The organism is Labrys methylaminiphilus subsp. lupini (assembly GCF_051161885.1).
GTDB lineage: Bacteria > Pseudomonadota > Alphaproteobacteria > Rhizobiales > Labraceae > Labrys.
The window spans coordinates 2,644,291-2,654,952 of the sequence record NZ_JBMDIH010000001.1; the positions used below are offsets into that span (position 1 = coordinate 2,644,291).

General features: G+C 64.4%; 10 protein-coding genes and 1 riboswitch. Of the genes, 3 read left to right on the forward strand and 7 right to left on the reverse strand.

The window, feature by feature from the left end; genetic code table 11:
* Nucleotides 1–86 precede the first annotated feature (86 nt).
* From ade to mobA, 7 genes are all read right to left on the reverse strand, one after another.
* On the reverse strand, nt 87–1,790 hold the full coding sequence (gene ade / locus ACN6KF_RS12485) for an adenine deaminase (RefSeq protein WP_434957133.1): 1,704 nt from the start codon (nt 1,788–1,790) through the stop codon (nt 87–89).
* Between the two features lie 154 nt (nt 1,791–1,944).
* Entirely contained in the window at nt 1,945–2,577 is a 633-nt protein-coding gene (locus ACN6KF_RS12490; protein ID WP_434957134.1) for a thiamine ABC transporter ATP-binding protein, read from the reverse strand.
* Nucleotides 2,561–4,117 (reverse strand): ABC transporter permease subunit, encoded by a 1,557-nt coding sequence (locus ACN6KF_RS12495; RefSeq protein ID WP_434957135.1) that lies wholly within the window; start codon nt 4,115–4,117, stop codon nt 2,561–2,563. The genes ACN6KF_RS12490 and ACN6KF_RS12495 overlap by 17 nt, the downstream gene beginning before the upstream one ends.
* A gap of 40 nt (nt 4,118–4,157) precedes the next feature.
* Entirely contained in the window at nt 4,158–5,171 is a 1,014-nt protein-coding gene (gene thiB, locus ACN6KF_RS12500) for a thiamine ABC transporter substrate binding subunit (RefSeq protein WP_434957136.1), read from the reverse strand.
* 53 nt (nt 5,172–5,224) lie between these two features.
* Nucleotides 5,225–5,337, reverse strand: a riboswitch (TPP riboswitch).
* Between the two features lie 101 nt (nt 5,338–5,438).
* Nucleotides 5,439–6,101, reverse strand: a complete 663-nt coding sequence (locus tag ACN6KF_RS12505; protein ID WP_434957137.1) for an HAD family hydrolase — start codon at nt 6,099–6,101, stop codon at nt 5,439–5,441.
* On the reverse strand, nt 6,098–7,903 hold the full coding sequence (locus tag ACN6KF_RS12510; protein WP_434957138.1) for an ABC transporter ATP-binding protein: 1,806 nt from the start codon (nt 7,901–7,903) through the stop codon (nt 6,098–6,100). The genes ACN6KF_RS12505 and ACN6KF_RS12510 overlap by 4 nt, the downstream gene beginning before the upstream one ends.
* Before the next feature lie 132 nt (nt 7,904–8,035).
* A complete protein-coding gene (gene mobA, locus ACN6KF_RS12515; RefSeq protein ID WP_434957139.1) occupies nt 8,036–8,668 on the reverse strand; it encodes a molybdenum cofactor guanylyltransferase MobA in 633 nt (210 codons plus the stop codon).
* A gap of 322 nt (nt 8,669–8,990) precedes the next feature.
* Here mobA and ACN6KF_RS12520 point away from each other — a divergent pair, with 322 nt between their 5' ends.
* From ACN6KF_RS12520 to ACN6KF_RS12530, 3 genes are read left to right on the forward strand one after another with little or no spacing between them, the layout of a single operon-like run.
* On the forward strand, nt 8,991–9,293 hold the full coding sequence (locus tag ACN6KF_RS12520; RefSeq protein ID WP_434957140.1) for a sulfurtransferase TusA family protein: 303 nt from the start codon (nt 8,991–8,993) through the stop codon (nt 9,291–9,293).
* Nucleotides 9,293–9,811 carry a molybdopterin-guanine dinucleotide biosynthesis protein B gene (mobB, locus tag ACN6KF_RS12525; protein ID WP_434959664.1) on the forward strand — a complete coding sequence of 173 codons (519 nt, stop codon included), beginning with the start codon at nt 9,293–9,295 and terminating at the stop codon, nt 9,809–9,811. Before ACN6KF_RS12520 ends, mobB begins: the two co-directional genes overlap by 1 nt.
* Nucleotides 9,812–9,871: 60 nt before the next feature.
* Nucleotides 9,872–10,624, forward strand: a complete 753-nt coding sequence (locus ACN6KF_RS12530) for an SDR family oxidoreductase (protein WP_434957141.1) — start codon at nt 9,872–9,874, stop codon at nt 10,622–10,624.
* The last annotated feature ends 38 nt before the right edge of the window (nt 10,625–10,662 follow it).

Consider the following 10,662-nt stretch of genomic DNA (forward strand, 5'->3'; position numbering starts at 1 on the left):
GTCCGAGCCATAGTCGGAAAATGATTCCGGATCCCTGCATAAGAGCCCGGAGTACGGCGCTTTTCCAGTACAGCGGGAAGCGTGACTCAAGCGGTGATCAGCTCGAAGCGATCGACGTCGACCATGCCCATGTCGGTGATCTTGAGATGGGGAATTACCGGCAGGGGCAGGAACGCAACCTGCAGGAAGGGCTCGGCCAGGGTGACGCCGAGGGATTTGGCGGCCGCGCGCAGTGGGATCAGGCGATCACGCACCTCCTCGAAGGTGAGCGGGCTCATCAATCCCGCTACCGGCAGTGCCAATTCGGCCAGGATGACGCCATCCTGGGCTACTGCGAAGCCGCCGCCGATCTCACCGAGATGGTTGACCGCCAGCGCCATGTCTGCGTCGTCGGCGCCGACGACGCAGATATTGTGCGAATCGTGCCCCACTGAAGAAGCGATCGCCCCCCGCTTCAGGCCGAAACCCTTGACGAAGCCACGCCCGATATTGCCATTGACGCCGTGCCGCTCGACCACGGCCACCTTCACCACATCCTGGTCGAGGTCGATGCCGCGATAACCATTCTGATAGGGCAGGCTCAGCCGCAGATGCTCGGTGATGATCTTGCCGGGCGCCACTCCCATCACCGGCCCCGTCGGTCCGCTCGCCGCCACACGGAAATCGGCGGCCGAGACACAGGGTGCTCTAATAGAGCCTAGACCCACCGGCGCAATTCGGGTCCGTCCCTCGAACAGGCCGTCCTCCACCAGCCGGCCCGCACTGATCACCTGTCGTACAGCGCAATGATCGAGATCCTCGATGAGCACGATGTCGGCCCGCTTGCCCGGCGCGATCACGCCGCGATCCTTGAGCCCGAAGGCCATGGCCGCCGACAGGGTGGCGGTGCGATAGACCGCGAGCGGCTCGGCACCGAGGGCGATGGCGGTGCGGATCATGAAATCGAGATGGCCCTCTTCGGCAATGTCGAGAGGATTGCGGTCGTCGGTGCAGAAAGCGAGATAGGGCGAATTACGGATGGTGATCAGTTCCGCAAGAGCGTGCAGATCCTTGGAGACAGAGCCCTCGCGGATCAGCAGCGTCATGCCCTTGGCGAGCTTCTCCCGGCCCTCCCTGGCCGTCGTCGTCTCATGGTCGGTGCGGATGCGAGCGGCGAGATAAGCGTTGAGATCGGTGCCTGACAGCAGCGGGGCGTGACCATCGATGTGGCCGTCCTGGAACGGCAGAAGCTTGGCGAGGCAAGCGGGATCGGCGTTGATCACCCCCGGAAAATTCATGAATTCGGCCAGGCCGATCACGCAAGGGTGGTTCATGAACGGCTCGAGGTCCGCGGCCTCGAGCCTCGCACCGGCGGTCTCCAGATGGGTCGAGGGCACGCAGCTCGAAAGCTGGACGCGCAGATCCAGGGCCGTATGGCCGGCGGCTTCCAGGAAGTAGCGGATGCCCTCGACACCGACAACATTGGAGATCTCGTGCGGGTCGCAGATGGCGGTGGTCACGCCATGGCGGAGCACGCAGCGATCGAACTCGGCTGGCGTGACCAGCGAGGATTCGACATGCAGATGCGTATCGATGAATCCGGGCACGGCCACGAGCCCCCGCCCATCGATCTCGCGCCGGCCGCGATAGCTGGCATAGGTCCCGACGATGCGGTCCCCGCCGATGGCGATGTCGGTCTCGGTCAGATCGCCGCTGACGAGGTCGAGCAGGCGCACATTCTTGATCACCAGGTCAGCCGGCTCGGTGCCTCGCCCCTGGGCGATCAATCGGGCGAGTTCACTGGCGTCCATCCGGGCGATTCCTTCTGCTTGCAAGCGATCAGCTTAGACCTCGGAGCGCGGACTTCCAGTCCGCTCTTGGAAACGTCGTGCTTTGGAAGAAAGGAAGAGCGGCTATCGCGACATGCCCGCATGACGCTGAGAAGTCCGCGCTCCAGGCTTTGCCTCAGCCCACCACCCGTCCATCCGCCACCGTGATGACCTTATCGGCTCTGCCGTCGACGTCCTCGGGCGTATGCGTCGTCATCAGTACGGTCAGGTTCTTTTCCCGGCGCAGCGTGTCGATGAGATCGACCATGTCGGCGCGCATGGCGGGATCAAGCCCCGTCAACGGCTCGTCGAGCAGCAGCAGCGGGCGCGTGGTCAGCATGGCGCGTGCGAGCGCCACGCGCTGGCGCTGGCCGCCGGAGAGCTCGGAAGGCAGCCGCGCTTCCATGCCGCCCAGGCCGACATGATCGAGCATCGCCGAGATGGCCTGACGATTGGCCGCGGAGAGCCTCAGGGATGGCGACAAGGCCAGGCCGGCGTTCTGCAGGGCGGTGAGATTGGGCAGGAGATTATGGTCCTGGAAGACGATGGCCACGGGCCTGTCGGCCGGCTTCAGAGGCAGGAGATCGACACCATCGAAGCTCAATCGGCCGCTCTCCGGCTTCTCAAAACCGGCAATGGCGTGGAGCAAGGTGGACTTGCCGCCGCCGGATGGACCGACCATGGCCGCCAGCGCGCCCCGGGAAACGGTGAGGTCGTAGCGCCCGGTCCAGTCGTCGATGGTGATGGTGAGACTATCCACGACGAGCATGCCGGCCTCCAAACCGCCCAGCCACCAGAAACAGGACCAGCACCAGCCCGGCAAGCAGCGCGGCGATGCCATCGGCCTCGGCGACACGATAGGAACCGAGCTTGGCATAGAGCAAGGCCGGCAGCGTCACCAGACTCTGCGAGCCGAACAGGGCCACGACACCGAGATCACCGAGCGACAGCGCCATGGCGAGGGCGAAGCCTGCCGTTGCGGAGGGTGCCAGCAACGGCCATTCGACCAGACGCAACCGGGTCCAGCCAGTCAGGCCGAGATTGTCGGCCAGCCGGCCGTAACGCTCCTGCGCCAGGGCCATGGGCGGATCGACGAGCCTGTGCACGAAGGGCAGCGCCATCATGGCGTTGACCAGCACGAGAGCCGGCATGGCCACGAAGTCGGTGACGCCCAAAGCTCGGGCGATCACGTAGAGGCCGGCGGCGAAGGCCAATGGCGGTGCGGCCAGCGTGAGCAGGGGAGCCGCCGCCATCAGTCTGGCAAGGCGCGGCCAGCCCTGCCCCATCAGGGCCAGGCGCGAGCGCGACAGCAGGAGGGCGGCCGCTAGCGACAGTGAGGCAGCCGCCAATGCGACCACCAGGCTGGTCGCCAGAGCCCGGGGCACCTGCGGGTCAATTCCTGCCAGCAGCGTGCGGCCGGCATGGAGGACGGCCAACAGGGGAGGCAGCAGCAAAAGCAAAGCAAGGCCGACGACCAGCGTATCCGCCAGCCGCAGCCAGCCTGCTTCCCGATCGGGCCGCTCCAATTTGCGCCCGAGGCTGGCGGCTTCGGGAGGACGCACCAGCAGGGGCGCAGCAAGCGTCACCAGCACTGCCATGGCGGCGATCTGCAGCAAGGCCAGCACGGCGGCCCTGGCGAAGTCGGCATCGGAATGAATGGCCTGGTAGATGGCAACCTCGAAAGTGGCGCTGCCGGGGCCGCCTCCGAGCGTGAGGGGAATGGCGAAAGAGGTTGCGCAGGCGATGAAGATCAGGAGGGCCAGCGCCGGCAGGTCCCGCTGCAGCACTGGCCAGTCGATACGGCGAAAAATGGTTGAAGGCGGCAGGCCGAGCGAGGCCGCCAGCCGCCAATGCTCCCCCGGCACCGTCTCCAGTGCCGCGAGGAACACCCGGCTCGCGAAGGCTCCGTTGAAGAAGACATTCACCATCAGAATGCCGGTAAGCCCGTAGAGCGAGATGCCCGGCAGGCCGATGGCCCCCAGCACGGCGTTGACGATGCCGGCCCGGCCATAGATGCCGGCAAAGGCGAACACGGCCACGATCGAAGGCAGCGCGGCCGCGACGCCGAACAGAGCCAGCAGCAGGCGGCGCCCTGGGAATTGCCGCCGGGCCAGCGCCAGGGCAACCAACGCCCCGAACGACAACGACAGCAAGGTGGAGAGCAGCGCTTGATAGACGGTGAAGCCGGCAATCGAGACGAGATAGCCGACATTGCCCTGCCAGGCATCGCCGCCAGCCGCGAGGAACAGGCTGGCGAGCGCTGCGAGCACGAGCGCGGCAAGGGCGCCAAGGAGAATCAGGCCGGGCATTCAGGATGGAGCGCGCAACGCCCTCTCGCTTTCGTTGCCGTCACTTGGCCATGGCGGCCAGCCATTCGTCGATCCAGGCCTTGCGGTTCTCGGCGAGCTTGGCGGGATCGGCCATCAGGGCCTTGGCGGGAACGGCAACGGCCTTGAAGCTATCCGGGAGTCCTGCGACCGGTGTCCTGGCCGGATACATCCAGTTGGTCTCGGGCAGCGCAGCCTGGGCCTCATCCGAGAGCAGGAAGGTGAGGAATTGACGCCCGAGCTCCTGTTGCTTGGAACTCGCCACCACCCCGGCGACTTCGACCTGGGTCTGATGGCCTTCCGGGAACATCGCGGCCTTGTAGTTGGTCTTCTTCTCGGCGCCGATGTGATAGGCGGGCGAGGTCGAATAGGAGAGCACCATGTCGGCCTCCCCCTTCAGGAACAGGCCATAGGCTTCCGACCAGCCCGAGGTGACGGTGACGATGCGCGGCTTCAGCGACTTCCAGGCCTCGGGGGCCTTGTCGCCATAGACGGCCCTGACCCAGGCGAGCAGGCCGAGGCCCGGCGTGGAGGTGCGCGGATCCTCGATCACCAGCTTGGGGCCGTTCTTGTCGTCGACCAGTTCCTTCAGGCTGGCCGGCGGGGTCTTGAGCTTGTCGCTGTCATAAACGAAGGCGAAATAGCCCCAGTCATAGGGAATGAAGGTCTTGTTGGTCCAAGGTTCGGGCAGAGAGAGCTTCTCGGCTGCCACGCCATGCGGCACGAAAAGACCGGACTTTTCCGCCTCTCCCATCAGATTGTCGTCGAGACCGACGACAACATCCGCCTTGGTCGAGGCGCCTTCAAGCTTGAGCTTGGCGAAGAGAGCGCCGCCGTCATCGGCGGTGACATAGGTCAGTTTGCAGTTGCACTTGGCCTCGAAGGCGGTTTGCAGCGGCTTGCCGGGACCGTATTCGCTCGAAAAGCTCTCATAGGTGTAGACGGTGAGCACCGGCTTGTCCTCGGCCGAGGCCGTCGTGGCAACGGTGGCCAGTGCGAGAGCGGCGAGCAGTTTCCTCAGCATAGCGTCCTCCATGTCGAAAACGGTTCGATACGGACGACGGCGGTGAAGAAAATTGCGGTGAAGCTGAAAGCTTCGAAGCTCATCCCTCCGCCGGCACGACCCGGATCAGGTTCGATGGGTTAGACGAAGCTTGCGGCCACCGTCTTCTCAGCCCTTGCGGGCACCCCATGAGACGATTCCCGTGTTAGCGCTTTCCCGAGGCAAGGGAAAGCCCGTTTCGTGGCGGAGATCGCCCACGGCCGACAAGGTGCAAAACTGACGAGGTTTATCTGCCTGCCATCAAGCGATGCCGAGCTGGGCCGCTGCGAAGGGCCGAAGGCGCGGATCCTCATAATCGGGAATCGCCAGTTCCACGCCCGCAGCCAGCAGTGCCTTCTCGCTCATGCTGGTAGCAAGACCGATCACGGCAAGGCCCGCTGCCTTGCCGGCCGTGATACCCGAGCGTGAATCCTCGAAGGCCAGGCTGGAAGCAGCCATTCCCTGCAGGCGTTCCAGGCCAACGAGATAAGGATCCGGATGGGGCTTGGGATTGGTAACCTCGGCGCCGATCACTACGGTAGGGAAGCGCTCCACCAGGCCCAGATTGACGAGTTGATGCTCCGCATTGTCCCGCGGCGCATTGGTGACCACGCCGATCGGCACGCCGTTCTTTTCGAGCCAGTCGAGAAAATCCGTCAGCCCCTTTGCCGGCTTGAGCCCGACGAAGAGGCTGCGAAACATCGCCTCCTTGTCGTCGACGAGCTTGAGTGCGACATCCTCGTCCAGACCCTTCAGGAAGTTCCTGGCGAGCAGGCTGTTGGGCTGGCCCATGATCTCGGAAACATAGGTATCAAGGGAGAGTTCGATGCCATGTGGCGCCACCATCTCGCGCCAGGCCTCGTAATGCAGGTGATCGGCATCGACCAGAGTGCCATCGAGATCGAAAAGGGCAACGGACTTCACGAAGCAAAACCTTCCAAAACAGGCGAGAGCTGAGGCTCTTCGCGGAACTGCACGGCATGGAGGGCGGCATAGCGCCCCCCTTTGGCGAGCAGCTCTTCATGGCTGCCCTCCTCGACCAACCGACCGCCGTCGATCACGCAGATCTTGTCCGCCTCCTGGACGGTCTGCAGCCTGTGGGCGATCACCACGACGGTACGGCCAGCGCAGAGATCGTCCAGAGCGTTCTGGACGGCCTGCTCGGACTGGGAGTCGAGCGCGGCAGTGGCTTCGTCCAGGAGGATGACCGAGGCATCGCGCAGAATGGCGCGCGCAATCGCGATGCGGGCGCGCTGGCCGCCGGAGAGCTGCAGGCCGCGCTCACCGACCTCGGTGTCGTATTCTCGGTCGAAATCCACGATGAAATCATGGGCATGGGCTGCTTTGGCGGCGGCCTCGATCGCCTCCTGTGACGCGCCTGGCCGGCCGAAGGCGATGTTCTCCCGGATGGTTCCGGCGAACAGGAACACGTCCTGCCCGACATAGGCCATGGCGCTGCGCAGACTGGCGACGGAAACCGACGCGATATTCTGCTCATCGATGCGGATCGTCCCGGAGCCCGGTTCGTAGAAACGCAGGATCAGGTTGAGCACGGTCGACTTGCCGCTACCCGACGGCCCGACCAGGGCCGTGGTCTTGCCGACTTCCGCAATCAAGGAGAGATCCTGCAGGACCGGCTCGTCCGGCTTGTAGCCGAAATTCACACGGTCGAAGACGATGTGGCCACCCTTGTTGACGAAAGCCGGCTTGGCCTCCTCGATCGGCCCTTCGCGGGCCGGCTCATCGACGATATCGTAGAACATGCTGACGCCGGTGACGGCCGCGTTCAGATCGACATTCACACGGGCCAGGGCCTTGGACGGGGCATAGGCAGTGAGGAAGGCGAAAAGGAAGGAAATCAACTCGTCGACGGTAAGCTGGCCGGCGGTGATGCGCCAACCGCCATAGACGATCACGGCCGCAACGGCAAAGCCGGCCATGGTCTCCATGATCGGGCCGGTCCGGTTGCCAAGGCCGGCCATCTTGTTGGCAGCCGATTGCGCTTCGGCGACCCCGGCCGCCATGCGCTCGCGCATCGCCTCTTCCATGCCGAAGGACTTGACCACCCGGATGCCCTGCGAGGTCTCCTGGATGATGCCGGTGATGCGGGCAGTGCTCTGATATTGCCGGGTCACCACGCGCTTGATGCGCTTGGTGATGTAGCGGATGCCGAGCACCGCCGGCGGCATCACCACAATGGCGGACAGGGCCAGCAAGGGATCGCGGATGATCATCACGGCGATCAGGGCCGCGACCTGAAGAACGTTGGAAACGGAGGTGACCAGCAAATTGGAGGCGATGCGCGAGCAATTGGCGATGAAGCTATTCGAGGTCACCATCTCGGTGGAATGGCGCGCGGTAAAATAGGCCATGTCCTGCTGGACGACATGGTTGAACAGCCGCTGCTGCACGCTGGCGATGATGGAATTGCCGATACGGGCGAGCACGGTGTCCTTGGTATAGGCGGCCGCACCGCGAACCAGGAAGACCGCAACGACCATCAAGGCAAAGCCGGCGATCTGCCCCATGCTCTGCTTGTCCCACATGGCGCGGATGACGGGGCCGATCAGCCACGCCACCAGACCGCCCATCGAGGCTTCGATGGCGCCGGCCGCGATCGCCAGGCCATAGGCGTGGGTATGCTTGCTCCCCTCGTCGGAGAACAGGCGCCGCAGCAAGGGTATGGCAGGCACTGAATTCTGGGCCTTGGTCGAAATGGTGGTCACTCCTAAGCGGATTTGCGCCTCCTGGTGAACCCAATAAATCGCAAAACGCTCTGACAATTGCCGCGCTTCTATCACCGGCGTGAAATTAAGGCCAGATGGGGGCACTGGTACGGCGCCAGACAAGGTCGGTGATCAGGCAGCCGGAAAACGGGCAAGAAGAGCCTGCGCCTCCACCATGCCGTCGGGATCATTGACATTGGCAAAGGGGTCGAAGGGGGCCGCCGACCATACCACCTCCGTAAAATCGTGCCGCCGCAGAATGGTCTCGACCCGGCGCTGATCTTCCTCCACCAGGGCCTGCCGCAGAGCGGTACGCAGATGAACGGGCCAGAGCGCCGCGGTCGGGTGACGCCGGCCGGCGGAGACCGCGACGGCACCTCTCCCCATCTGCGTACCGGCACGCAATCTTGCCACCAGGTCTTCAGGCAGGAAGGGCGCGTCGCAGGGCACCGCGATCACCTCGGCAAAACCGGCCTGCGCCGCATGATCGAGACCGGCGAGCACGCCGGCCAGGGGTCCCGGGAAATCCGGCACGCCGTCCGGCAGGATGGGGAGGCCCAGCGTTTCAAAGCGCCCGGCATCGCCATTGGCGTTGAGAAAAAGCGCATCGACCTGAGGACGCAGGCGGCCAGCGATGCGCTCGAGGATCGTTTGCCCGCCCAGAAAGGACAGTCCCTTGTCACCGCCGCCCATGCGCCGCGACAAGCCGCCGGCGAGGATCACCCCCATGACGGCGCCATCAGCTTTCTTGATGTCCTGGTTCAAAGTCACTGCCCCTGCGGTTTTCTAAAGCGTTTTGCAATTAGACGCTATCACCAAGGATCGCAAAGACGCTTCGAAACAATAAGTTAGAGCAAACAAGCGTTCAGTCTTGAAAGCGCTTTGCTCTAGGACCAGGGAAGGCAACAGAGCGACGCGCCGCCGCCTCGATATTCCATGTCCGTGCCATTCCCCGCAAGTCTCGGATACATTCGTCCCTCATTCCGGGCTGGGCTCCTCTCCGGGCCATGCCGCACCGGTGCGACGGATGCGCCGCGACGACGCACAATGGTTGAATGGCGGCCTCCGGCTCGCTACAGCGATAGATATGTCCGCTCTTCCGCCCTCGCCACCGGCCGCCGACCAAGCCTTGCACAGCAATCCGGCCTTGCGCAGCAACCCGACCTCGCGCATCGACCTGCGCGGTCTCAAATGCCCGCTGCCGGTGCTGCGCGCGCAAAAGGAACTGGCACGCCTTGCTCCCGGCGACCGTCTCATCCTCGAATGCACCGATCCGATGGCGGCGATCGACCTGCCCAATCTCATGCGCGAGACCGGTGACATCTATGAAGGCCGCGGCGAGGAGCCCGGCTTCACCGCCCACCATATCCGCAAGGCGCCCACGCCATGATGCGGCTGATGGGCCTGTCGGGCTGGAGCGGCGCCGGCAAGACGACTTTGATCGCCGCCTTGATCCCGGCCTTGCGCCGTCGAGGCCTGACGGTGTCGACTATCAAGCATGCCCACCACGCCTTCGATGTCGACAAGCCGGGCAAGGATTCCTACATCCACCGCGAATCGGGGGCGCAGGAAGTGCTGGTCGCCTCGGCTCATCGCTTCGCTCTGATGCATGAGCTGCGCGGGGCGCCCGAACCCTCGCTCGGCGAACTGCTCAAGCGCCTGACGCCAGTCGACCTCGTCATCGTCGAGGGCTTCAAGCGCGATCCGCATCCCAAGATCGAGGTGCACCGCACCGCGACCGACAAGGACTACATCTATCCGGCCGACCCTTACATTCGCGCCATCGCCACCGACGCGCCCGGCCCCTTCCCGATGCAGCGCTTCGACCTCGACGACATCGAGGGGATCGCCGATTGGGTCATCCGCGAGGCCGTTCCCATCGAACCTGGGGGCGTCTTCGCTCTCTGAGCAATCAGAGCGCCTCCATTCCCTCAGCCAGCCAAGGCAGATCACAGCCGGGAGTTCTCCATGTCGATGCGCCCTCTCCTCCTCGTCACCGGCGGAAGCCGCGGTATCGGGGCCGCGATCTCGCTCAAGGCCGCCGCAGCAGGCTACGACCTCATCATCAACTATCGCAGCGACCATGAAGCTGCCGAGGCCGTGGCGCGGGCCGCCCGTCATGCCGGGGCGCGGGTTCTCGTCCTCGCCGGCGACATGGCCAGGCAAGATGACATCGCGGCCTTGTTTGCCGCCATCGACGATTTCGGCAGGTTGACCCACCTCGTCAACAATGCCGGCATCACCGGCAAGTCCGGCAAGCTCGCCGACACCGATCCGTCCATCATCCGCGAAACCATCGATCTCAACGTCACCGGCGCCATCCTGGTGGCGCGCGAAGCGGCCAGGCGGCTTTCGACCCGGCTGGGCGGATTGGGTGGGGCCATCGTCAACATGTCATCCGCCGCAGCCACCTTGGGCTCGCCCGGCGAATATGTCTGGTATGCCGCGTCCAAGGCGGCGATCGACGGCTTGACCTATGGCCTTGCCCGCGAGCTCGCCAATGAGGGCGTGCGTGTCAACGCCATCCAGCCCGGCATGGTCGATACCGAGATCCATGCCCGCAGTACGGGCGACGCCGGACGTGTGGAACGCATCAGGCCAAGCATTCCCATGCAGCGCATCGGCTCAGCCGAGGAGATCGCCGACGCGACACTTTATCTGTTGTCCGAAGCCTCGAGCTACGTCACCGGCTCGATCCTGCGGGTATCTGGTGGTCGCTGAGGCATTGGCTGGAAACAACTAAAACGCTGCCTTTGTCA